The sequence below is a fragment of the Enterobacter sp. RHBSTW-00901 genome (genome assembly GCF_014103115.1).
Lineage (GTDB): Bacteria > Pseudomonadota > Gammaproteobacteria > Enterobacterales > Enterobacteriaceae > Enterobacter > Enterobacter cloacae_P.
On record NZ_JABXPB010000001.1, the window covers coordinates 1,271,040 to 1,294,356 of the forward strand.

Here is a 23,317-nt window from a genome sequence, read left to right on the forward strand (position 1 = left end):
CAGTTAAAAGAAGTAATGCCTACTATGACTCAAGTCGCGAAGAAAATTCTGGTAACGTGCGCACTGCCGTACGCTAACGGCTCAATCCACCTCGGCCACATGCTGGAGCATATCCAGGCTGATGTCTGGGTCCGTTACCAGCGAATGCGCGGCCACCAGGTCAACTTCATCTGCGCGGACGATGCCCACGGCACACCGATCATGCTGAAAGCCCAGCAACTGGGTGTTTCCCCTGAACAGATGATTGCCGAAATGAGTCAGGAGCATCAGACCGATTTTGCTGGCTTTGACATCAGCTATGACAACTATCACTCCACGCACAGCGACGAGAACCGTGAGCTGTCAGAGCTTATCTACACCCGTCTGAAAGAGAACGGTTTTATTAAAAACCGCACCATCTCTCAGCTGTACGATCCGGAAAAAGGCATGTTCCTGCCGGACCGTTTCGTCAAAGGCACCTGTCCGAAGTGTAAATCTCCGGATCAGTACGGCGATAACTGCGAAGTGTGCGGCGCGACCTACAGCCCAACGGAGCTTATCGATCCGAAATCCGTGGTCTCTGGTGCCACGCCGGTGATGCGTGATTCCGAGCACTTCTTCTTTGACCTGCCATCCTTTAGCGAAATGCTGCAGGCGTGGACCCGTAGCGGCGCGCTGCAGGAGCAGGTGGCGAACAAAATGCAGGAGTGGTTCGAATCCGGTCTGCAGCAGTGGGATATTTCCCGCGATGCACCGTACTTCGGTTTCGAAATCCCTGACGCCCCGGGCAAATATTTCTACGTCTGGCTGGATGCACCAATCGGTTACATGGGCTCCTTTAAGAACCTGTGCGACAAGCGTGGCGATACCGTAAGCTTTGACGAATACTGGAAGAAAGACTCTGATGCCGAGCTGTATCACTTCATCGGCAAAGACATCGTTTACTTCCATAGCCTGTTCTGGCCAGCGATGCTGGAAGGCAGCAACTTCCGTAAGCCAACTAACCTGTTCGTTCACGGTTATGTCACGGTCAACGGCGCGAAGATGTCCAAATCACGCGGTACGTTCATCAAAGCCAGCACCTGGCTGAACCACTTCGACGCAGACAGCCTGCGCTACTACTACACCGCGAAGCTCTCGTCCCGCATTGACGATATCGACCTGAACCTGGAAGATTTCGTGCAGCGCGTGAACGCAGACATCGTCAACAAAGTGGTCAACCTGGCCTCCCGTAATGCAGGCTTTATCGCTAAGCGTTTTGACGGTGTGATGGCGGCTGAACTGGCTGACCCGGCGCTGTACAAAACCTTCACCGACGCGGCGGTCACCATTGGCGAAGCGTGGGAAGCGCGCGAGTTTGGTAAAGCGGTGCGTGAAATCATGGCGCTGGCAGACCTGGCTAACCGCTATGTGGATGAACAGGCTCCGTGGGTTGTGGCTAAACAGGAAGACCGTGATGCCGATCTGCAGGCCATCTGCTCTATGGGCATCAACCTGTTCCGCGTGTTGATGACGTATCTGAAGCCGGTTCTGCCACAGCTCTCTGAACGTGCTGAAGCGTTCCTGAACACCGAGCTGACCTGGGATGCTATCCAGCAGCCGCTGCTCAGCCACAAGGTGAACACCTTCAAGGCACTGTACAACCGCATCGAGATGAAACAGGTGGAAGCGCTGGTGGAAGCATCTAAAGAAGAAGTGAAAGCTGCCGCAGCACCGGTTACCGGCCCTCTGGCTGACGATCCGATTCAGGAAACCATCACCTTTGATGATTTCGCCAAAGTCGACCTGCGCGTGGCGCTGATTGAAAACGCGGAATTCGTCGATGGCTCAGACAAACTGCTGCGTCTGACCCTGGATCTGGGTGGTGAGAAACGTAACGTCTTCTCCGGTATCCGCTCTGCGTATCCTGATCCGCAGGTGCTGATTGGTCGCCACACGGTGATGGTCGCCAACCTGGCTCCACGCAAAATGCGTTTCGGTATCTCCGAAGGCATGGTGATGGCCGCAGGCCCTGGCGGGAAAGATATCTTCCTGTTAAGCCCTGATGAAGGTGCGAAGCCAGGTCAGCAGGTGAAATAACAAAAAAGCCGGAGATTATCTCCGGCTTTTTTTATGGCTTCGCGGCGTGTTCCCGCTGGGTCAACCCGCGCAAAAAATTACGCATAAACTGGTCGCCGCACTCGCGATAGTTTTTATGATCCGGCGCGCGCATCATGGCGGTAATTTCCGGAATCGACACACGGAATTTTTGCCCGGTCATGATCGCCAGAATATCGTCAGTCTTCAGCGAAAAGGCAATACGCAGCTTTTTCAGCACCGTGTTGTTGTTCACCCGACGCTCAAGCGCCAGCTCCGGTGCAGATTCATCTTTACCGCGCTTGTCGTAGATAAGCCCGTTCAGGAAACCAGACAGAATGATGTCCGGGCAGCGAACAAACCCCTCTTCATCTTCTTTCGTCATCCAGGTGTCGAAACCGGCAGACGTGGATTCCATATCGGAAAGCGCAAGAATGCGCACCATATCGTTATTGTTCGCTTTCAGGGTGTAGCGCAGGCTACGAAGAATGTCATTACTAAGCATGAGTGCCTTTAACTGTCGATGTTGCAATGGCGCGCAGTGTACCAGTTTTACAGCCCAATCGCCTCTTTCAAACTTTTCAGGTAGCGGCGGCTGACGGGTACCGTTTGTCCGGCACGCAACACCAGCTCGGCCTGGCCGTTATCTTCCAGACGGATCTCTTTCAGGTGTGCCATGTTCACCAGGTACTGGCGGTGGCAACGGATCAGCGGCGTACGGCTCTCCAGCGTGCGCAGCGTCAGTTCAGTAAACCCTTCGTTACCCTCAGCGCTGGTGACAAACACCCCGCTCAGGCGGCTGCTGACAAACGCCACGTCGTCCATTTGCAGAAGGTAAATCCGGCTGTGTCCGGTGCAGGGAATAAATTTCAGCGGCTGCTGGTTTTCCGGCAGGAGCGTGACATCCTGCACGGTGCGCTCCTGGCGTAAACGGGTCAGCGTTTTTTCCAGCCGTTTCTCTTCAATCGGCTTCAGCAGGTAATCGAACGCGTGTTCCTCGAAGGCTTTTACCGCGTATTCATCAAACGCCGTCAGAAACACAATGTACGGACGGTGTTCCGGGTCGAGCATCCCGACCATTTCCAGCCCACTGATACGTGGCATCTGAATATCAAGGAACAGCACGTCCGGGTGCAGTTTGTGAACGGCACCAATAGCCTCAATGGCGTTTGCACACTCCCCCACAATCTCGATATCACTCTGCTCCTGCAGCAGGACGCGCAGGTTTTCCCGTGCCAGCGGCTCATCATCCACAATCAGCACTCTCAGCATGCGTTTTCCTCCAGCGGCAGTCGTAACGTGATACGGGTAAATCGGTCTGGCTCACAGGCAACAGTGATGCCACAGTCATCACCAAAGTGGGCGCGCAGACGTTTATCCACCAGGCTCATTCCTAACCCGCCTGAAGCGGCAGGGACATAAAGCCCGGCATTGTCTTCAATATCCAGCACCAGGTGATGGTTAAACCGGCTGGCGGAAATGGTGATCACCCCGGTTCCCAGCAGTTGGGACGTGCCGTGCTTGATGGCATTTTCCACAATGGGTTGCAGGGTAAACGCCGGTAAATGCTGATATGCCAGCTCGTCAGGAACGGATAACGACACCTGTAAACGCGACTGGAATCGCGCTTTCTCAATTTGCAGGTAGGCATTAACGTGTTCAATCTCATCGGCCAGGGTGACAATTTCTGATGGCCGCTTAAGGTTCTTGCGGAAAAATGTCGACAGGAATTGCACCAGCTGCGCGGCCTGATCGCTGTCGCGGCGGATCACCGCTTTCAGCGTATTGAGCGCGTTAAACAGAAAATGCGGGTTCACCTGGGCATGCAGGAGCTTAATTTCCGACTGCGTCAGCAACGCTTTCTGGCGTTCATATTGCCCGGCGAGGATCTGCGCAGAAAGCAGCTGGGCAATCCCCTCCCCCAGCGTGCGGTTAATGGAGCTGAACAGGCGGTTTTTCGCTTCGTAGAGTTTAATGGTGCCCATTACCCGCTGGTTTTCGCCGCGCAGTGGAATGACCAGCGTCGAGCCGAGCTTGCACTGCGGGTGCAGCGAACAGCGGTAAGGGACTTCGTTACCGTCGGCATAGACCACTTCACCGGTTTCAATGGCGCGCAGGGTATACGCAGAGGAGATCGGTTTGCCCGGCAGATGGTGGTCGTCGCCGGTACCGGTAAAGGCCAGTAACCGCTCCCGGTCGGTTATCGCCACCGCGCCAATATCCAGCTCCTGATAGAGCACCTGCGCCACCTTCATGCTGTTTTCTTCGTTAAAGCCCTGGCGCAGGATCCCCTCCGTTGAGGCGGCAACCTTCAGTGCTGTTGCGGAAAACGCCGAGGTGTACTTTTCGAACATGGCGCGCTTGTCGAGCAAAATACGCATAAACAGCGCCGCACCCACGGTATTCGTCACCATCATCGGGGCGGCAATGCTGCTGACCAGATGGAGTGCATCTTCAAACGGTCGGGCAATCAGCAGGATGATCGCCATCTGCGCCATTTCCGCCACAAAGGTAATTGCGCCTGCGGTGATCGGGCTGAAAACTTTATCCGGTCGACCGCGTTTGATCATGTAACTGTGAACCAGGCCACCGAGTAACCCTTCGACAATTGTCGAGATCATACAGCTGAGCGCCGTCATTCCGCCCATCGAATAGCGGTGCAGGCCACCGGTTAGCCCGACCAGTCCCCCCACGACGGGGCCACCGAGCAGGCCACCCATCACCGCACCAATGGCGCGCGTATTGGCAATTGAGTCTTCGATATGGAGACCAAAATACGTCCCCATAATGCAGAAAATAGAGAAAGTGACGTAGCAGAGCAGTTTGTGCGGCAGACGAACGGTGACCTGCATCAGCGGAATGAACAGGCGCGTTTTACTCATCAGCCAGGCAATGACCAGAAACACACACATCTGCTGAAGCAACAACAGCACCAGATTAAACTCGTACATACTCACAAACCGCACATTCTAAAAACGCGTAACATACACTGAAGGCAGTAAACTTTCTTTGAGGCACTCCAAAAAAGCTGTAAATCGTGTTCATCATCACACCTTTTATCGGGCATCGCATCAGTCGCGCATTATTCGTTCAAAAAATCGTCAATCCTTCCTGGTTCGTCAAAGTGGGTCTACAGTTAAGCTGGGAACGCGTGAGCCAGGGGGCGAAAATGGCGCTTTACACGATAGGTGAAGTGGCACTCCTTTGTGATATCAATCCCGTTACGCTACGAGCATGGCAACGACGGTATGGATTACTCAAACCACAGAGAACGGACGGTGGACATCGTCTTTTCAATGATGCCGATATCGACCGGATCCGCGAAATAAAAAGCTGGATCGATAACGGCGTACAGGTCGGGAAAGTGAAGTCATTGCTCAGCCATGACGATCCTGACACTCAACATATCTGGCGCGAACAACAGGAAACCCTGTTGCGGCTCCTGCAGGCAGGAAACCTGCAGCGCCTGCGGTCGTGGATCAAAGAGCAGGGACGCGACTATCCTGCGCAAACGTTGATCACCCACCTTTTCATCCCGCTCCGTCGTCGCCTGCAGTGTCCGCAATCGACGTTGCAGGCGCTGCTCAGCATACTCGACGGTGTGCTCATCAATTACATCTCCGTTTGTCTTGCCTCGGCGAGGAGCAAGAACAGCAAAGATGCACTGGTGGTCGGCTGGAACGTTCACGATACCACGCGCCTGTGGCTGGAAGCCTGGATCGCCACTCAGCAGGGCTGGCGCGTTGATGTCCTGGCACACTCGCTGGCTCAGCTGAAGCCCGAGCTGTTTGACGGCCAGACCCTGCTGGTCTGGTGCGGAGAAGTGCCGTCCGCCTCGCAGCAACAGCTGCTGACGGAATGGCGTGAGCATGGTTATCCTGTTTACCCACTAAGCCCAAATGAACCGTAACGGCATTTAATGGTTCATTAACAGCTGCGCTTCACCGTATAATTGTTCCGTTAACAACAGGAGCACATGATGAAGGCAACCAAACTGGCCGTAATTACCCTTTTTGTTCTGATGGCCGTGGGCGGTATCGGCGGCGTAATGCTGGCAGGTTATTCGTTTATTGTTCGTGGCGGTGTCGGCTGAGCCAGAGCGCCAGGCGCTCAAACATGCGATCAACCACGATTGCCGCCAGCGCAACCAGAACCGCCCCCTGCACAATGTAGGCCGTATTAAAACCGCTTAAGCCGATAATAATGGGCGTTCCCAGCGTATTGGCTCCCACCGTTGAGGCGATGGTCGCCGTCCCGATGTTAATAATGACCGACGTACGAACGCCCGCGATGATCACCGGTGCCGCTAGCGGCAGCTCAACCTTAATCAGCCGCTGCCAGACGCTCATTCCCATCCCTTCAGCCACGCTCAGCACCGACGCTGGCACTGCCGCAATACCGGCCAGCGTGCCCTGCAGGATCGGCAGCACCCCATATAAAATCAGCGCAATAATGGCAGGTTGCTGACCAAACCCCATCACCGGCACCGCAATTGCCAGCACCGCCACCGGCGGAAAGGTTTGTCCGATCGCCGCAATCGTCTCCACCAGCGGGCGAAACTCCCTGCCCGATGTTCGTGTCACCGCGATACCCGCCCCAACGCCCAGCACAATGGCCATTACGCTTGAGAGCGCCACCAGCCAGGCGTGCGCCAGGGCGAGATTAACAAAACTCTCCTGCTGATACACTGGCCTCGGCAGGCCGGGAAAGAGCGTGCTAAACAATGCCGCGCTGTGTGGCATCAAAAAAAGGAGGGCAACAAAGAGCACCACCAGCCAGAGCAGCGGATCACGCATTCCCTTCACGCATCACCTCCCCGGACAACAGATCGCGAAAATGAAGCGTGCCACACGGTGCGCCCCGGGCATCGGAAACGGGCAGCACCTCACACTGGCGCGCCACAAAAGCGGAAAGTGCATCCCGCAGGTTCATCTGCTCCTGTAACGGTTCACCGCTTACCGGAGCCTCCTGTCGGCGCATATAGTCACCAACGGTTCGCAGGGAGAGCAACCTGACGCCCAGCTCGCTGCGGCCAAAAAATTCGCGTACAAAGTCGTTTGCCGGGTGGGTCAACAGTTCCAGCGGCGTGCCCTGCTGCACCACCTCGCCGTGATCCATCAACACCAGATGATCAGCCAGCCGCAGCGCCTCATCAATATCGTGAGTCACCAGGATTATTGTGCGCCCCAGAATACGGTGAATGCGGGTCATTTCCGCCTGAAGCGCTCCGCGCGTGACCGGATCCAGCGCGCCAAACGGTTCATCCATCAACAACACCTGCGGGTTAGCGGCCAGCGCACGCGCCACCCCAACCCGCTGCTGTTGTCCACCGGAAAGCTGGTGCGGATAGCGGTCACGCAGCAGAGGCTCTAACCCGAGCAACGCCATCAGCTCATCAACCCTGTCAGCAATGGTTTCACGTGACCGCTTTTCCAGCTGAGGACGGTGGCGATGTTCTGCGCCACCGTCCAGTGAGGAAACAGGCCGATGGACTGAATGGCATATCCCATGCGACGCCGCAGCTCCAGCACCGGCAGGCTGCGGAGCTCTTCCCCGGCGAAGCGAATCAGGCCACTGTCGTGTTCCACCAGCCGGTTGATCATCTTCAGGGTGGTTGATTTTCCCGACCCCGAGGTACCAATCAGCACGGAAAAAGCGCCTTCCTCGAAATGCAAATTCAGGTGGCTCACCGCCGGACGCCCCGCGAAGCTTTTACTGACATCGTGAAATTCAATCATTGTCTCTCCCCCTGAGCAACGCGAGCCATAAGGCAAACAGCGCGTCGACGACGACCGCCAGCGCAATCGTGGGAACCACGCCTAATAACACCAGATCCAGCGCGCTGCTCAACAATCCCTGAAACACCAGCGCACCAAAACCACCCGCGCCGATTAGCGCAGCGATCACCGCCATGCCAACGGTTTGCACGGCCACCACCCGCAGGCTGCGCAGCAGCAGAGGTAACGCCAGTGGCAGCTGTATCTGCCAGAAACACTGCCGCACGCTCATCCCCATTGCATGGGCGCTTTCCAGCACGTCCGGCGCGACCTGGTTTAAACCCGCCACGACGCCGCGTACCAGCGGTAACAGCGCATACAGCACCAGTGCAATCAGAGCCGGTGTTAACCCGGTTCCGGCTATCCCCATCGTTCCCAGGACGGGAAACGACTTCACCAGGCCCGCCAGCGGTGCAATCAGCAGGCCAAACAACGCAACGGAGGGTATGGTCTGGATCACATTGAGCACGGTAAACACCACACCCTGGCGTGAAGGGTGGCGATAGCACCACATGCCCAGCGGTACTCCCAGCAGTAACGCCGGAAAGAGTGTGCCGAAGAGGATGGTCAGATGTTGCGCCAGCGCATCATCAAACACCTCCTGACGGTTGGCGTATTCTTTTAACAGCGAGAGGTTATTCAGTTCGCCGCTGAACAGCAGCAATAGCGGAATACACCAGATTTGCGCATTGAGTACCCAGCGCCAGGCAGACGTTGGTATCAGACGGCGAATGGCATCGCTACAGGCCACTGCCGACAGACGTGCGCGCCAGTGGACTTTCCGCCGAGGCCATGTGTGTTGCCGCAAGCCCTGCACACCAGAACAGTACAATAAAGAACCCTTCACAGAGGAATAGCGTCAGCCACTGCGCGGTACGTCCCTGCCAGAGCGATAGCACGACAACCGCACCCAGCGCCGCTACCATCAGCAGCGGTGTAAACGGCCAGACCTGCCAGAGCGTACGCCCTTCCCCCGACACCAGGCGGTTAGGTGCAACATTCACAAACGGTAACGCAACCGCTGCGATGGCCACGCAGGCCAACAGCAGCAGTACGCGGTTATGACATTTTATTGGCACAGCCCTGTCCTGTTACTTCACCAGCCCTTGTTGCTTCAGGAAATCAGCCGCCACTTTTTTGGCATCCAGCCCTTCAACGGCAATGCTGGCGTTCAGCTGTTGCAGCGTTTTTTCATCCAGCTTTTCAAAGACCGGTTTTAACCATTTGGCAATATCCGGGTAGGCTTTCAGCACCGCTTCGCGCACCACCGGCGTGGGGGCATAAATCGGCTGAACGCCTTTCGGATCGGTCAGCGTTTGCAGCCCCAGTGCCGCAACCGGGCCGTCGGTGCCATAGGCCATTGCCGCATTAACCCCAGAGGTTTTCTGCGCCGCTGCTTTGATGGTCACTGCCGTATCGCCGCCCGCCAGAGAGAGCAACTGAGCCTGGTCGAGCTTAAAGTTATAGGCTTTTTCAAAAGCAGGTAGCGCATCCGGACGCTCGATAAACTCAGCAGACGCCGCAAGCTTAAATTCGCCCTTCTCTTTCAGGTAGCGGCTGAGATCTTCAAGCGAGGTTAACTTACCTTTCTCCGCGATGTCTTTACGCACCGCAATAGTCCAGGTGTTGTTGGCCGGAGCTGGCGTCAGCCAGACCAGCTTGTTCTGCTCTGCATCCAGTTTTTTGACTTTTTCATATCCGGCTTTGGCATTTTTCCAGGCCGGGTCGGTTTCATCTTTGAAGAAGAACGCCCCGTTGCCGGTGTATTCCGGGTAGATATCCAGCTCGCCAGAGGTAATAGCGCCACGCACCACGGGTGTGGTGCCGAGCTGGACTTTATTGACAGTTTTGACCCCGTGACTTTCGAGCACCTGTAAGATGATATTGCCGAGCAGCGCACCCTCGGTATCAATCTTTGAGCCCACTTTCACCGGCTCTGCCGCCTGTAACGGCAAGCTCAGCGCTGCCAGCAGCACCGCTGAACCCATCATCCCCTTTGTCATCGTCATGCAGCTTTCCTCATTTTTTACGGCCTTTATCAGAGGCTTGAGAGAAAAGCGTAGCCTAAAAACCTGAATTCATCCTTCTTCGGGTAGGGTCAGCGGCACGCTAAGCAGGCTGGCGGCGAAGTAGAGAATGGCAATCACCCATAGCGTCCCTTCGATACCCAATGGGGCCACGCAAAGCGTGACAATCACCGGCCCGACGAAATTGCTCAGCCCGGAACCCAGATTCAGGCACGAGATCGCCGCCCCTTTGTTGTGCGGCAGCAGTGAGGGGATCAGCGCACTCAGCGGGCCAAAAGCCCCCAGTCCCACGGCATATAAAGCCAGCGCCAGAAACAACATGGTTTCACTGTCGCCGAACCACACCGGGGTATAGCAGACGGCCAGCATCCCCAGCCCGCACAGCGTGCCGGAGAACCAGACCACCGTGTTTCGCCAGCCGATGGTATCGCCCAGCCAGCCAAAGAAGTAGTTCGCGAAAATATTCACCACGTTCACCAGCCCCCAGATAGCCAGCCACTGGGCGATGCTAAAGCCAAAACGCGGCAAATAAACGGGCATCAGGATCACCAGTGAAAACTTGCCGATGTCGTTGATGGTCTTCACGAGTACCGCAAGGCGCATCCTGGGTTCACGCACCAGCACCCGCAGCCCTTCAGCCAGGGCATCCCCCAGGTTGCCCTCGCGTTGCCACTGCGGGCGATCACGGTTGAGTACCAGCGCACAACCGGCCCCCAGCGCCACGAAAATAAAGCCGCTGAGCAGCGTGGTGGTTTCGCCAAACGCCGGGATCATCATGCCGGAGAACCACGGCCCGACGATGGTCATCCCCACACCAAAGGCGATCCAGAACCACGAGACGGCACGCCCAAGAATGACAGGCTCGCAGCGCTGGTTGACCCACACCAGAAATGAATAGGCAAACAGCGGATACGCCACCCCACGCAGCGCATAACTCGCCACCATCAGCGGGTAATGGCCCTGTGGCAGCGCCCACGCAATGAACGGAACCGAGCCGATAAAATAAATCACCGTCGCGGCCCACATCAGCCGCCGTAACCCCAGCACGCCTGCGCCGATACCAGAAAACCACGACACCAGCGCCACGCACAGGCCAAAAACCGATGAGAGTAAGCTGATATGCACTGCATCAAATCCGCGCTGCTGTAGCAAAGAGGCAAGCCAGCTCTGCTCAATCGTCGCGCCGGTAATAAACAGGAAAATCCCCATAAAGCCCCAGCAAAGTTCCCGGGGCAATCCCAGCCGGGCCCATACGCCCTGCTGAATAATAATGCTCTGCTCTGTCATCTCAGTGGGTCTTCAACAGGCCGCTGAACTTACGCGCCTGCATACGCTTGCGGTTGAGATAGCCGACGGTGTTTTCACCCCAGCAGTTTTCGTATGGCATGCCGGTCAGGCTTTCGATCACCGCCCGGTTTTCGGCGCTCACGGTCGCCTTACTGCCGCCCAGTTTCAGACGCGCCACCTCTTCGTTCAGGATCGCGTGCGTGCGGCTGTTCACCTTAAACTGGAAGGCAGACCAGATCCCCCACAGGGTCAGGGCAACCGGCAGGGCAATCATGATTACCAGGATCATATTGACAGCCGACTGTGGCTGCGAACTCTGCCCGGAGACGAAGCCCGACATTTGTAACGCCACCCCGACCAGGAAAATGGAGAGTGCCTGAGACGCTTTGCGCAGCAGGCTCATAAACCCGGCGAAGATCCCCTCACGACGGCTACCGGTCAGGATCTCATCCACGTCGGCCACGAAGGTGTAGTTATTCCACGGAATGGCGTAGATCCCGCCGCGCGCCAGGCCCGCAACCGCCGCACCGACATAGAGCACGCTCATACCCCCCACCCCGCTCAGGTAAGCCGAGACAAACAGCGCAAAGGCCAGCAGCGCCATTGTGGCCTGGGTAGCAAACGCACGGGACGGTGAAAAACGCAGCGTCAACCAGGTTGCAATACCAACCCCAAAGAACTGCAGGCCGTTAATCACCCCCAGCAGGTTAGAGGCCACCACCGACGAGGTCATCATTGCGAAGACCACAAAATAGGTAAATACCGAGTTGAAGATGTCCTGCGCTACAGATCCACCAAGGTACATTCCCAGATGCGAGCGGAAGGTTTTGATTTTCAGCGTCGAGACAAAATCGTAGTAGATATGGAACACGCGCGTGGTAAACGGCTCTTTTTCCTCTTCCGCGTCGTGGTGCTCGTTTTGCTGGATCTCCTCCAGCGACCGCTCCCAGGTGCCGAAGTAGACGAAGAACAGCACAATCATAAACGACACGGTAAAAATCGCCCCGGTGTAGAAGAACGAATCCGACGATTCAGGGCCGAAATACGACACCAGACGCCCGGGCAGAAATGCCGCAGCAAAACCGGCCAGCTGGGCAATGTACATACGCGCACTGGTGAGCTTTGAGCGCTTTTTGAAATCCGAGGTCATCTCCGCCGACAGGGTATCGTAAGGAATGATGATCATGGTGTAGACGACTTCAAACAGAATATAAAACAGCAGGTACATCCAGTAGTTAAACCCTTCCACCCACAGCAGACTGTAAACAGACACCAGCGGAATACTGGCCAGCAGGAAGAAACGGCGGCGACCAAAGCGTCGCCCGAGCCGGGTTTTATGGAAGTTATCAGAAACGTACCCAATCACCGGGCACATAATCACATCGACAATCCTTGCCACGGCAAAAAGCGACCCGGCCTGGATAGGCGTCAGGCCGCAAAACGTGGTCAGGAAAAACAGTAGCCAGGCACTGACCAGCGTAAAGGCCCCGGAACCTATCACATCTGCCAGTCCGTAACAGACATAGTTACGCAGCTTAATTTCTCGCACTTTTTTTATCATTGTTATCCCCTGAAGTGACCGTGTTAAACCCGGATACTCTCGACATCCCAGTCCGCAGGCAGCGGCGAAGGACGTGTGATATGTAACTCATTCAGATGCAGCCCACAGATACCGCAAGCAAAGATGGCAGGTAGCCCGTGCGGGTAACGCCCGACGCCGTGCGCACGCCCTGTCTGCGGATCCACCCGGTAAGCGTTGTCCAGTCCCATGCCGGTAGGTCGTTCCGGGTTACACGGTGGGCGCACGTCGTAACAACCCTGCTCACCGGACGGGCTGTGGATCTGAGTGAAGGTCAGCCCGTTGAAAGTGATATCGCGAACCGCACCGTCAATCTCACTGTGCAGATTGATGGCCCCCTCGCCCACGCCATTCAGGCTGGAGAAGGTAACCTGACTGATATCCCCCGGCCGGACGTCCGGCGCACGATGGCGCAGAGAGATGAAAACGGGATCGGCTTTTCCCCAGTGGCACGGGTCGCCGTGGCGACAATCGAAGAGAATGTTGCTGAACACCATCTGGCTAAATGCGCCACCATCACGGGACACCAGGCCAATGCCACGGTTGGATTCAAAGATCGTGCAATTCGTCACCGCAACGTGGCGAATATCTGCAAAGGTCTCTGTCCCGACCTTAATGGCACAGCTTTTGGAACGGATAATGCAGTTGCTGACCGTGATGTTATAGATTGGCTGCTGCAGCTCAGGGGCTTTGTCCGTCGTTTTCAGACAGATACCGTCATCAGCGGCACTGAAGTAGCTGTCGCTGATATGAACGTGCTGGCAACTGTCGATATCCAGCGCATCGGTATTCGAAAGAGTGAGATCGTTGTCGACAGTGAGGTTACGGATAAAAACGTGATTACAGCTCACCAGATGGGCAGTCCACATCGGCGAGTCATACAAGGTGATGTCACTGATACGCACCTGCTCGCAGCCTTCAAATACCACCAGGCGAGGGCGATGTGTTTTCGGCTGGCGATAACCCTGGGCATCGACCTGTTCGGCAAACCAGGCCGTGGCGTTACCGTCAATGCACCCTGCACCACTGAGCGTTACAGCATGTGCATCACGGGCGTAGAGCAGCGCCATACGTGAAAGCTCCGCCATGCTTTGCGTTTCGGCGGTCTGGTAATCGGCTTCGTGCTGGCTGGCAAGCAGACGCGCGCCCGCTTCCAGGTGCAACGTAAAGTGAGATGGCAGTACCAGCGTCCCCGTCAGGTAGATGCCTGGCGTCACCACCAGCGTACCGCCGCCTGCACGTGCCAGCGTATCGATTAATCCCTGTAGCGTCGCCGTCACCCGCGACGCCCCGCTACGGTCAAGATCGACATTGTCTAATGAGAGTTTCATGTTGTTGCCCGTCAGAATTGAACTAACCGGCATTAAACGGGCATTTGCGCGGTGGCTCGCGGTACTTTCAGGGGATATTTACATGAAGGGTGAAGGCCATCACGCCGACGTTATGGCAATAAGAGGACTTTTGATGCTGTTCACGTTTTCAGCTGACATGCAAAAATGAAGTGTGAAAAATGTCACATTTCAGAGCAGTTCGATGGAAGAAAAAGCGCGGATGATGGGTTTTTCGCAAGAGAAGGACGAAAAGTTGCGTTGTGGGTCACGGATTGAGCGGATTATCAGGGATGGGGGGATTGTATCCCCCTCACCCTAACCCTCTCCTTGTAGGGAGAGGGAAACAACATTACTGCAGCTCGAACTCGCCTTTATTCACGCGGGCAGAATCCACGCCGATAAACACGTTGAATTTGCCAGGCTCCGCAGCGTATTTCATCTGCTGGTTCCAGAACTTCAGCGCGTCCACGTCGATCGGGAAGCTGACGGTTTGGGTTTCGCCAGGCTTGAGGGCAATCTTCTCAAAACCACGCAGCTGTTTCACCGGACGGCTCATGGACGCAGTGACATCCTGAACGTACATCTGGATCACCGTTGCCCCTTCGCGTTTACCCGTGTTGGTAACCTCCACGCTGGCAGTGACTTTGCCGTCACGCTTCATGGTCGGTGCTGACATTTTCACGTCAGAAACCTTAAAGGTGGTGTAGCTCAGGCCATAACCAAACGGGTACAGCGGGCCGTTAGCTTCGTCGAAGTAGCGTGACGTGTACTTGTTCGGTTTGTCGGCATTGTACGGACGACCAGTGTTCAGATGGCTGTAATACACCGGGATCTGCCCCACAGAGCGCGGGAAGGACATCGGCAGTTTGCCTGACGGGTTGTAATCGCCAAACAGCACATCGGCAATGGCGTTACCGCCTTCAGTACCGGCAAACCAGGTTTCCAGAATTGCGTCTGCCTGCTGATCTTCTTTCACCAGCGCCAGAGGACGGCCGTTCATCAGCACCAGCACCAACGGCTTACCGGTCGCTTTCAGGGCGGCGATCAGGTCGCGCTGACTCTGCGGAATAGTGATGTCGGTACGGCTGGAGGCCTCATGCGCCATACCCTGCGCTTCACCAACGACAGCAACCACCACGTCGGACTGCTTCGCCGCATTAACCGCTTCGTCAATCATCGCTTTCGGTGAACGTGGATCCACTTTCACCGCCTCTTCGTACTGGTTGAGGAAGGCAACAATGTCTTTATCACTGGTGACGTTCGCCCCTTTGGCGTACACCACTTTGCCGTTTTCACCGACCGCGTTTTTAATGCCGGTCAGTACAGTCACGGATTGATCGGCCACGCCAGCGGCTGACCAGCTCCCCATGACGTCACGCTTGCTGTCGGCCAGCGGGCCAACCACGGCGATCGTAGCGGACTTTTTCAGCGGCAGCGTTTCCAGACGGTTTTTCAGCAGCACCAGGCTTTCACGCGCAACGTCACGTGCATCTTTACGGTGCAGACGGCTTTCAGCGTTGGTGTCTGCCGGGTCTGAATCTTTCGCGCCCAGGTGGCTGTACGGATCGTTAAACAGCCCCATGTCGTATTTCACATTCAGCACGTGACGGGTAGCGTCATCCAGTTCCGCCATCGTTACCTTACCGCTCTTCACCAGCCCCGGCAGGTATTTGCTGTAGTATTCGTCACTCATGCTCATGTTGATGCCGGACTTGAGCGCCACGCGCACTGCATCTTCCGGGTCGGAAGCCGTTCCGTGTTTGATCAGTTCCTTGATAGCGCCGTGATCGGAGACGGTGATGCCCTTAAAGCCCCACTGGTCGCGCAGTACATCTTTCAGCAGCCAGGAATCAGAGGTCGCAGGTGTGCCGTTGAGTGAGTTCAGCGCCACCATCACCGCACCGCTGCCCGCATCCAGGCCCGCTTTGTACGGAGGCATATAGTCGTTGAACAGGCGCTGTGGGCTCATGTCCACGGTGTTGTACTCTTTACCACCCTCAACAGCACCGTAGGCCGCAAAGTGCTTAACGCTGGTCATGACAGAGTAGCGATCCGCCGGGCTTTTACCCTGCATCGCTTCCACCATGGTTTTACCCATTATCGACGTTAAATATGTATCTTCCCCGAAACCTTCTGAGGCGCGGCCCCAGCGCGGATCGCGGGAGACGTCCACCATCGGAGCCCAGGTCATGTTCAGGCCGTCGTCTGCCGCTTCATATGCAGAAACGCGCCCCACGGTTTTGACCGCATCAAGGTTAAAGGAGGAGGCTAAACCGAGGCTAATCGGGAAGACGGTACGCTGACCGTGCAGCACGTCATAGGCGAAGAACAGAGGAATTTTCAGACGGCTGAGTTCCATCGCCTGATCCTGCATTTTGCGGATATCCTGGCGAGTGACGGTGTTAAAGATTGCCCCAACCTGGCTCTCTTTAATCATCTCACGGATGGCCTCTTTCGGGTTATCCGGACCGACGCTGATAAGACGCAGCTGGCCTATCTTCTCATCGACCGTCATCTTCTTAAGCAATTGGGTAACAAACGCGTCCCGGGCTTCAGGCGTAAGCGGGTGATTACCAAACAAATCCTCTGCCAGCGCAGGTTGCAGCGCCAGGCTGACGGCGACACCTACAGAACATAGCCATTTCATGTCGTTTTACTCTCTCATCAATAACCGCCGGAAGATCTCGGCCAAACCGTGCGAAAAGCGCAGTGTGCCACAAACCCTCTGAACCTTGCAGGGTTATTCTCTGATTTTTCTCGTGAATACTCGACCGCTTAACAGTTAATCGCGCTATGCTTTACAACGAGAAATTTGCCCCACCACAAGGAGTGGAAGATGTCTTCTGTTCGAACTGACGATAACAACACTTTTATTAACGAATTGTCGCGCCTGGTTGGTCACTCTCACCTGCTTACCGACCCGGCAAAAACCGCCCGCTACCGCAAAGGTTTTCGCTCCGGTCAGGGCGACGCGCTGGCGGTGGTGTTCCCCGGCACGCTGCTGGAACTGTGGCGCGTACTGAGCGCCTGCGTCGTCGCCGACAAAATTATTCTGATGCAGGCCGCCAACACCGGCCTGACCGAAGGTTCTACGCCGAACGGCAACGATTACGATCGTGACATCGTGATCATCAGCACCCTGCGTCTCGACAAACTGCACCTGCTGGACAAAGGTGAACAGGTACTGGCCTTCCCCGGGACGACCCTCTATTCACTGGAAAAAGCGCTTAAGCCTCTGGGACGTGAACCCCATTCGGTGATTGGTTCATCCTGTATTGGTGCCTCCGTAATTGGCGGGATTTGCAATAACTCTGGCGGTTCGCTGGTGCAGCGTGGCCCCGCGTACACCGAGATGTCGCTGTATGCCCGCATCGACGAAAACGGCAAGCTGACGCTGGTCAACCATTTGGGAATTGATCTGGGGGCAACGCCAGAGCAGATCCTCAGCAAACTCGATGACGACCGCGTGAAGGATGAAGACGTTCAGCACGATGGACGGCATGCTCACGACCATGATTATGTCACCCGCGTGCGCGATATCGGGGCCGATACCCCGGCGCGCTATAACGCCGATCCTGACCGGTTATTCGAATCCTCCGGCTGCGCGGGCAAGCTGGCCGTCTTTGCGGTCCGCCTTGATACCTTCCCGGCAGAGAAAAAACAGCAGGTCTTTTACATCGGTACCAACCAGCCAGACGTGTTGACCGAAATCCGCCGTCATATTCTGGGTGAGTTCACCCACCTGCCAGTGGCAGGCGAGTATATGCACCGTGATATTTACGACATCGCCGAACGTTACGGCAAAGACACCTTCCTGATGATCGACAAGCTTGGTACCGACAAGATGCCGTTCTTCTTCACCATGAAGGGCCGCACCGACGCGATGCTGGATAAAGTGTCGCTGTTTAAGCCACATTTCACCGACCGCTTTATGCAGAAACTGGGTCATGTCTTCCCGGCGCATTTACCGGAGCGAATGAAGACCTGGCGCGATAAGTATGAGCACCACCTGCTGCTGAAAATGGCCGGTGATGGCATTACCGAGGCACAAACCTGGTTGACTGAATTCTTCAAAACCGCCGAAGGTGATTTCTTCGCCTGTACGCCGGAAGAAGGCAGCAAAGCCTTCCTGCACCGCTTCGCCGCAGCGGGTGCCGCCATTCGTTACCAGGCGGTTCACTCCGAAGAGGTGGAGGATATTCTGGCACTGGATATTGCCTTGCGACGCAACGATACCGAATGGTTTGAACATCTGCCGCCGGAAATTGACAGCAAGCTGGTACACAAACTCTATTACGGCCACTTTATGTGCTATGTATTCCACCAGGATTACATCGTCAAAAAAGGCGTCGATGCACATGAACTGAAAGAACAGATGCTCACCCTGCTGCGCGATCGCGGCGCACAATATCCTGCGGAACACAACGTCGGGCATCTTTACAAAGCCCCGGATGCATTAAAGCAGTTTTATCGCGAGAATGACCCTACAAACAGTATGAATCCCGGTATTGGTAAAACAACGCGGAAGAAATACTGGAAAGAGAGCGCCGAAACGGAGCAGCACGACGCGTAAGCCTCTGAATCGCGTCTACAGCCATATTTGAGAGATTGTGAAGCGCTCCTCAAACGTACTAGAGTAAATATCTGTCGCCGGAGAACCGTTTCTCCGGCTTTGTAAGACGAGGAGCAGGCATACCATGTCGGCTGTTGATATTTACCCTGAAACCGAAGTGGACGTACGCGACGCCCTTCCTGACGATGTGCATGCCATTACGGCCATCTATGCCTGGCATGTGCTTCACGGGCGCGCATCGTTCGAGGAAGTCCCCCCTACCATCGATGAAATGCGCCAGCGGATGAAAAACGTCGCCGAGAGCGGCCTACCGTGGCTGGTCGCGTTGTATCACGGCATCGTCGTGGGGTATTGCTATGCGACCTTGTATCGTCCACGACATGCCTACCGTTATACCCTTGAAGAATCGATCTACGTGGATGCCAGTACCACCGGACGCGGGTTTGGTTCAGCGCTCATGGACGCGTTGATTGAACGCTGCGAGCAAGGACCGTGGCGGCAGATGATCGCGGTTGTGGGCGACGGAAATAATAATGCGGGCTCATTACGGCTGCATAAAAAACACGGCTTCGAGATTGTCGGTCAGCTACGCAGCGTCGGCTACAAAAAAGGTGACTGGCGGGATACGCTGATTATGCAACGCCCACTCAACGACGGTGACTGGACGCTGCCCGAATAAAAGCCGTGCGGTCTGGTGCCCTCACCCCGGCCCTTTCCCACAGGGAAAGGGAGAAAACATAAAAAACGGTAACCTGAGTTACCGTTTTGCATTTACCTAATCGTTCTGCGCGGTCGCCATCTGTTCCGCTTTTTGCTTTTTATAGCTCAGTGCCGCGGCCGGAACCGGTTGGGCTTTCCCCGTCTCAATCCAGGTGCGCAGTCGGCTTGCATCCGCGAAGTGGGTGTATTTACCAAAAGCATCCATCACCACCAGCGCCACCGGTTTCCCGTTAAATACGGTACGCATCGCCAGACAGTGACCCGCCGCATTGGTAAAACCCGTTTTCGTTAACTGGATGTTCCAGTTATCACGGTAGACCAGATGGTTAGTATTGCGAAACGGCAGCGTATACGCCGGGTTCGCAAACGTGGCCGTCTCTTCACGCGTGGTACTGAGCTGCCCAATCAGCGGATACTGTTTGCTGGCAATCAGCAGTTTCGTCAAATCACGCGCCGTGGAGACGTTATGAATCGACAAACCTGTCGGTTCCACATAATGCGTATTGCTCATACCCAGTGATTTGGCCTTTGCATTCATTGCACGAATGAATGCGTCATAACCGCCCGGATAGTGATGCGCCAGGCTCGCCGCTGCACGGTTTTCAGAAGCCATCAGCGCCAGCAGTAGCATATTCTTACGGCTAATTTCGCTGTTCAGACGCACGCGGGAATAAATCCCTTTCATCTCCGGCGTGTGGCTGATATCCACTTTCAGTTTTTCGTCCAGCGGCAGATGGGCATCAAGCGCCACCATCGCGGTCATTAATTTGGTAATCGAGGCGATCGGTCGCACCAGATCCGGATGGCTGGCGTAGATCACCTGATTGGTATTCAGATCAACAATCATCGCACTGCCGGACGCAATTTGCGGTTGGGCAGCAGCAGTGGTCACCGCAGGCGTTTTGGCGATCGCTGGCACGGCAACGGACGCACCCAGCAACAGTGCCAGGCTAAGTAAAGAGACTCGGAATTTCAGCATGGTGAGATTTCTGATAATTATTCACGCACGTCATGACGTACACCGCCTGTGCTAACGGATAAACACAGGCTGGCTCCGGCATCATAGCGGTCACCGTGGAATGTCGCCAGCGAAGAATCATGAACAGATGCTGCATTGCTGGCATTTACGCCAGCAATGCAGTGAACTTAAAAGAGACGGTATCCGTAACCCCAAAGAATCACCGTCAGCGCCAGTAACGCCTCCAGCACCAGCACGCCGATAGCCAGCGTTGAACTGGAGAAGTTCAGGCCCTCTTCTTTATTGATATTCAGGAAGGTTGGAACCCCCAGATACAGCAGATAACCGGTGTAAAAGAGGGCAATCGTACCGATCAGCGCGCACAACCAGACCAGTGGATAGAGCGCAACAATGCCGCTTAAGAACAGCGGGGTCGCGACATATCCGGCAAAGACCATACAGTGCGCCAGGGACGGACGTTGCGGATAGTTACGTGCCATCCAGTGAATGACGCGCCCCATCACCGCCACCCCTGCCAGCATCAGGCCGTAGAAGATAATGGCAAGGTAAAGCCCGGTAGACCACGACAACTGAACCACGGTGCCATCACCAAAGTTCCAGCCGATTTGTGTTGTACCGATAAACGCGCAGATCACCGGCACCGCTGCCATCAGCAGCACATGGTGCGTGTAATGGTGCGCGACCGTTTCGTTCTCGTTTCTGATGACATGCATTTCACGGTCGGGATGGGAGAAGAGTCCCCAGACATGGTTCATAGCGCCCCCTTGTTGTCGGCCCGTCAGCGATACCTTAAGTATAATGCAGGCTTTAGATTATTTTATGAGCAACCTTAAAAATGCCATTTCGCCTTCATTGCCGCATTATTCATTCATGAGGTATATGATAAATGCAGGCATTCGCAAGGAAACCCGGCTGAGTTTATGGATATCAATAGTCTGATCGAACAATATGGGTATATCGCGTTGGTCATCGGTAGCGTGGCAGAAGGTGAAACCATCACCCTGCTCGGAGGAGTGGCGGCACATCAGGGGCTGCTGCGTTTCCCGCTGGTCGTGACTGCAGTTGCGCTGGGTGGCATGATTGGCGACCAGTTGCTCTACTTTCTGGGGCTACGTTTCGGGCCCGCACTCCTGCTGCGTTTTCCTAAGCATCGCAAGAAAATCCGTCAGGCGCAGAGACTGATCCAGCGTCACCCTTACCTGTTCGTGATTGGTACCCGTTTTATGTACGGTTTTCGGATAATCGGCCCCATCCTGATTGGCGCGAGCCGTTTGCCGCCGAAAATTTTCCTGCCACTGAATATTTTTGGCGCGGTTGCCTGGGCGCTGATCTTTACCACACTAGGCTACGTTGGTGGGGAAGTGATTGGCCCGTGGTTGCACACTCTCGACCAGCATGTGAAGCACTGGGCATGGTTGATTCTGGTGGCGGTGGCAGTCATTGCGGTTCGGCTGTGGCTGAAACACCGGGATTCGAAGCGTTAGCGCGCACTATTCGGGTCGTACTCACCTCCTGACAATCAACCAGCAGGTAAGTACAGATCATGGGCGCTTTAGCCGTGATGGTAGCCACCGCCCAGTGCCGACGTCAGTTGCAGCGTGGCGTCCACATATTGCCCTTGCAGCATCAACCCAGCGATGTGTTCCCTGAACGCCGGGATTTTTGCTTCACTGACGCGGGAGCCGGCAATGATACCGGCGCTAAAGCGTGCCTGTGCCAGCGCCACAACACGCGCAGCATCTTTTTCGACCTGCTGCTGGTGCTGGTTTTTCGCCGTCAGGGTTTCAACTTCACTGGCAGTTCGCGCCACCTGGTTGACGGCATCTACCACCGCTTTGTTGTAGTTCGCGATGGAGAGATTATTCTGCGCCTGGGCAATATCCAGGTTCGCGTTCAGCCTGCCGCTGTCAAAAATCGGCAACGTCAGTCCGGCTGTCACGCCCATTTGCTGAGCCGAAGAGCGGAACAGATCGCTCAGATGCAGGGCATCCTGTTGTAAGAACGCCATCAGATTCACATCGGGATAGAAAGCCGCTCTGGCAGCATCCACCTCGCTCATGGACGCTTCGATATACCAGTGAGCGGCCTGGAGATCGGGTCGACGCGCCAGCAGTTCATAACCCAGCATCGTCGGCAGCGCAGCCTCTGGTGCAGGTAATGCATGGCGGGTGAGCGTCATTGAGGTGCTGTTGGTTAACGCTTCCAGACGCGCCTCAACGGCTTTCATTTTTCCCTTTACTTCCGCCAGCTGTTCCTCGGTTTTGCTGGCGTTAATGTCCGTTTCGACCCCTTCCACGGAGGAGTTTATCCCGTGCTGGTAGAGCTCGCGGTCGGCACCAATAATATTCTCCTGCTCTTGTTTGATATCTGCGAGGACATCTCCCACGGCGGCCTGAGTTTGCCACTCCCAGTACAGCCGCGCGACGCTGCTGGCAAGCAGTTGACGCGTTTGTTCCATCTCTGCATTTTGCGCATTCACCTTGCCAATACGGGCTTCAACCTGCGCACGGTTTTTGCCCCACAGATCAAGATCCCAGCCAGCAGTCAGGCCAAATGTCCCGTTGGTGTACCACGGCCCGGTGGTGCCAGCAGCCGGGTCGGTGATGGCAAATGGCCCCATTAACCCCTCAGCCGACATTTTCTGGCGTTCAGCATCAGCCGAAAAATCAATGTGTGGGCCGTCGGCAGCCATCGTTGCTTTTGCCTGAGCTTCTGCCAGCGTGATGCGCTGCCGGGCAATTTGCATATCTGGCGCATCATTCAATGCTTTCGCAATCAGCGAATTAAGCTCGGGGTCGTTATAGTCTTTCCACCATTCATTTTTCGGCCAGTCAGTACGACGTAAATGCGTATTTACCGAAGCCACTGTGGTTTGTGTTTTAACAGGCGATACTGTGGAATGTTCTGGCGCACAGGCGGCCAGAATAAAGACGAGGGGAGCACTCAGAGATAAAATAAAGGAACGTTTCATTACGCCATTCACTCAAAA

General features: G+C 55.5%; 18 protein-coding genes and 2 pseudogenes. 6 read left to right on the plus strand and 14 right to left on the minus strand.

Annotated elements, in window-relative coordinates:
• The first annotated feature begins 24 nt into the window (after window positions 1–24).
• Complete coding sequence (gene metG / locus HV318_RS06190; RefSeq protein ID WP_182272030.1) at window positions 25–2,058, plus strand: methionine--tRNA ligase; 2,034 nt, start codon at window positions 25–27, stop codon at window positions 2,056–2,058.
• Window positions 2,059–2,089: 31 nt separating this feature from the next.
• Here metG and HV318_RS06195 read toward each other — a convergent pair whose 3' ends face one another.
• Genes HV318_RS06195 through HV318_RS06205 form a run of 3 tightly spaced genes read right to left on the minus strand, consistent with a single transcriptional unit; the run spans window position 2,090 to window position 5,006 of the window.
• Complete coding sequence (locus tag HV318_RS06195; protein ID WP_182272031.1) at window positions 2,090–2,560, minus strand: YehS family protein; 471 nt, start codon at window positions 2,558–2,560, stop codon at window positions 2,090–2,092.
• A 47-nt stretch (window positions 2,561–2,607) separates the two neighbouring features.
• Window positions 2,608–3,327 (minus strand): two-component system response regulator BtsR, encoded by a 720-nt coding sequence (btsR, locus tag HV318_RS06200; RefSeq protein ID WP_182272032.1) that lies wholly within the window; start codon window positions 3,325–3,327, stop codon window positions 2,608–2,610.
• On the minus strand, window positions 3,321–5,006 hold the full coding sequence (locus tag HV318_RS06205; protein ID WP_182272033.1) for a sensor histidine kinase: 1,686 nt from the start codon (window positions 5,004–5,006) through the stop codon (window positions 3,321–3,323). Before HV318_RS06205 ends, btsR begins: the two co-directional genes overlap by 7 nt.
• A 218-nt stretch (window positions 5,007–5,224) precedes the next feature.
• Here HV318_RS06205 and mlrA point away from each other — a divergent pair, with 218 nt between their 5' ends.
• Both mlrA and HV318_RS06215 read left to right on the plus strand, forming a co-directional pair.
• On the plus strand, window positions 5,225–5,965 hold the full coding sequence (gene mlrA, locus HV318_RS06210) for an HTH-type transcriptional regulator MlrA (RefSeq protein ID WP_182274543.1): 741 nt from the start codon (window positions 5,225–5,227) through the stop codon (window positions 5,963–5,965).
• A gap of 69 nt (window positions 5,966–6,034) precedes the next feature.
• Window positions 6,035–6,148 (plus strand): protein YohO, encoded by a 114-nt coding sequence (locus HV318_RS06215; RefSeq protein WP_182274544.1) that lies wholly within the window; start codon window positions 6,035–6,037, stop codon window positions 6,146–6,148.
• Here HV318_RS06215 and HV318_RS06220 read toward each other — a convergent pair.
• The 8 genes and pseudogenes from HV318_RS06220 to bglX all read right to left on the minus strand — a co-directional run bounded on the left by HV318_RS06220 (window position 6,123) and on the right by bglX (window position 16,703).
• Entirely contained in the window at window positions 6,123–6,860 is a 738-nt protein-coding gene (locus HV318_RS06220) for an ABC transporter permease (protein ID WP_182272034.1), read from the minus strand. The genes HV318_RS06215 and HV318_RS06220 overlap by 26 nt on opposite strands.
• Window positions 6,844–7,793, minus strand: a pseudogene (locus HV318_RS06225) (ABC transporter ATP-binding protein). The gene HV318_RS06220 and the pseudogene HV318_RS06225 overlap by 17 nt, the downstream one beginning before the upstream one ends.
• Window positions 7,786–8,911, minus strand: a pseudogene (locus HV318_RS06230) (ABC transporter permease). The pseudogenes HV318_RS06225 and HV318_RS06230 overlap by 8 nt, the downstream one beginning before the upstream one ends.
• A 12-nt stretch (window positions 8,912–8,923) precedes the next feature.
• Window positions 8,924–9,841 carry a glycine betaine ABC transporter substrate-binding protein OsmF gene (osmF, locus tag HV318_RS06235; RefSeq protein ID WP_182272035.1) on the minus strand — a complete coding sequence of 306 codons (918 nt, stop codon included), beginning with the start codon at window positions 9,839–9,841 and terminating at the stop codon, window positions 8,924–8,926.
• Between the two features lie 69 nt (window positions 9,842–9,910).
• Window positions 9,911–11,146: an MFS transporter gene (locus tag HV318_RS06240; protein ID WP_182272036.1), complete on the minus strand. Its 1,236-nt coding sequence runs from the start codon at window positions 11,144–11,146 to the stop codon at window positions 9,911–9,913.
• A gap of 1 nt (window position 11,147) precedes the next feature.
• Window positions 11,148–12,707, minus strand: coding sequence for an MFS transporter (locus tag HV318_RS06245; RefSeq protein ID WP_182272037.1), 1,560 nt, complete (start codon window positions 12,705–12,707; stop codon window positions 11,148–11,150).
• 23 nt (window positions 12,708–12,730) lie between these two features.
• Entirely contained in the window at window positions 12,731–14,056 is a 1,326-nt protein-coding gene (locus tag HV318_RS06250) for a glycoside hydrolase family 28 protein (protein WP_182272038.1), read from the minus strand.
• Window positions 14,057–14,405: 349 nt separating this feature from the next.
• Window positions 14,406–16,703 carry a beta-glucosidase BglX gene (gene bglX, locus HV318_RS06255; protein ID WP_182272039.1) on the minus strand — a complete coding sequence of 766 codons (2,298 nt, stop codon included), beginning with the start codon at window positions 16,701–16,703 and terminating at the stop codon, window positions 14,406–14,408.
• Between the two features lie 189 nt (window positions 16,704–16,892).
• Between bglX and dld the strand changes: the two genes are divergently transcribed.
• Window positions 16,893–18,629, plus strand: coding sequence for a D-lactate dehydrogenase (gene dld / locus HV318_RS06260; RefSeq protein WP_182272040.1), 1,737 nt, complete (start codon window positions 16,893–16,895; stop codon window positions 18,627–18,629).
• 124 nt (window positions 18,630–18,753) lie between these two features.
• On the plus strand, window positions 18,754–19,308 hold the full coding sequence (locus HV318_RS06265) for a GNAT family N-acetyltransferase (RefSeq protein WP_182272041.1): 555 nt from the start codon (window positions 18,754–18,756) through the stop codon (window positions 19,306–19,308).
• A gap of 96 nt (window positions 19,309–19,404) precedes the next feature.
• Here HV318_RS06265 and pbpG read toward each other — a convergent pair whose 3' ends face one another.
• Both pbpG and HV318_RS06275 read right to left on the minus strand, forming a co-directional pair.
• Window positions 19,405–20,328 (minus strand): D-alanyl-D-alanine endopeptidase, encoded by a 924-nt coding sequence (gene pbpG, locus HV318_RS06270; protein ID WP_182272042.1) that lies wholly within the window; start codon window positions 20,326–20,328, stop codon window positions 19,405–19,407.
• A 167-nt stretch (window positions 20,329–20,495) separates the two neighbouring features.
• Window positions 20,496–21,083: a Yip1 family protein gene (locus HV318_RS06275; protein WP_182272043.1), complete on the minus strand. Its 588-nt coding sequence runs from the start codon at window positions 21,081–21,083 to the stop codon at window positions 20,496–20,498.
• 165 nt (window positions 21,084–21,248) lie between these two features.
• Between HV318_RS06275 and HV318_RS06280 the strand changes: the two genes are divergently transcribed.
• Window positions 21,249–21,812, plus strand: a complete 564-nt coding sequence (locus tag HV318_RS06280) for a DedA family protein (RefSeq protein ID WP_182272044.1) — start codon at window positions 21,249–21,251, stop codon at window positions 21,810–21,812.
• 68 nt (window positions 21,813–21,880) lie between these two features.
• Here HV318_RS06280 and mdtQ read toward each other — a convergent pair whose 3' ends face one another.
• A complete protein-coding gene (mdtQ, locus tag HV318_RS06285) occupies window positions 21,881–23,299 on the minus strand; it encodes a multidrug resistance outer membrane protein MdtQ (RefSeq protein ID WP_182272045.1) in 1,419 nt (472 codons plus the stop codon).
• Window positions 23,300–23,317 lie beyond the last annotated feature (18 nt).

Bases quoted from the DNA above. Each gene is read 5' to 3' on its own strand.
- metG (WP_182272030.1), top strand. From the start codon at position 25: ATGACTCAAGTCGCGAAGAAAATTCTGGTAACGTGCGCACTGCCGTAC.
- HV318_RS06195 (WP_182272031.1), bottom strand. From the start codon at position 2,560: ATGCTTAGTAATGACATTCTTCGTAGCCTGCGCTACACCCTGAAAGCG.
- btsR (WP_182272032.1), bottom strand. From the start codon at position 3,327: ATGCTGAGAGTGCTGATTGTGGATGATGAGCCGCTGGCACGGGAAAAC.
- HV318_RS06205 (WP_182272033.1), bottom strand. From the start codon at position 5,006: ATGTACGAGTTTAATCTGGTGCTGTTGTTGCTTCAGCAGATGTGTGTG.
- mlrA (WP_182274543.1), top strand. From the start codon at position 5,225: ATGGCGCTTTACACGATAGGTGAAGTGGCACTCCTTTGTGATATCAAT.
- HV318_RS06215 (WP_182274544.1), top strand. From the start codon at position 6,035: ATGAAGGCAACCAAACTGGCCGTAATTACCCTTTTTGTTCTGATGGCC.
- osmF (WP_182272035.1), bottom strand. From the start codon at position 9,841: ATGACGATGACAAAGGGGATGATGGGTTCAGCGGTGCTGCTGGCAGCG.
- HV318_RS06240 (WP_182272036.1), bottom strand. From the start codon at position 11,146: ATGACAGAGCAGAGCATTATTATTCAGCAGGGCGTATGGGCCCGGCTG.
- HV318_RS06245 (WP_182272037.1), bottom strand. From the start codon at position 12,707: ATGATAAAAAAAGTGCGAGAAATTAAGCTGCGTAACTATGTCTGTTAC.
- HV318_RS06250 (WP_182272038.1), bottom strand. From the start codon at position 14,056: ATGAAACTCTCATTAGACAATGTCGATCTTGACCGTAGCGGGGCGTCG.
- bglX (WP_182272039.1), bottom strand. From the start codon at position 16,703: ATGAAATGGCTATGTTCTGTAGGTGTCGCCGTCAGCCTGGCGCTGCAA.
- dld (WP_182272040.1), top strand. From the start codon at position 16,893: ATGTCTTCTGTTCGAACTGACGATAACAACACTTTTATTAACGAATTG.
- HV318_RS06265 (WP_182272041.1), top strand. From the start codon at position 18,754: ATGTCGGCTGTTGATATTTACCCTGAAACCGAAGTGGACGTACGCGAC.
- pbpG (WP_182272042.1), bottom strand. From the start codon at position 20,328: ATGCTGAAATTCCGAGTCTCTTTACTTAGCCTGGCACTGTTGCTGGGT.
- HV318_RS06275 (WP_182272043.1), bottom strand. From the start codon at position 21,083: ATGAACCATGTCTGGGGACTCTTCTCCCATCCCGACCGTGAAATGCAT.
- HV318_RS06280 (WP_182272044.1), top strand. From the start codon at position 21,249: ATGGATATCAATAGTCTGATCGAACAATATGGGTATATCGCGTTGGTC.
- mdtQ (WP_182272045.1), bottom strand. From the start codon at position 23,299: ATGAAACGTTCCTTTATTTTATCTCTGAGTGCTCCCCTCGTCTTTATT.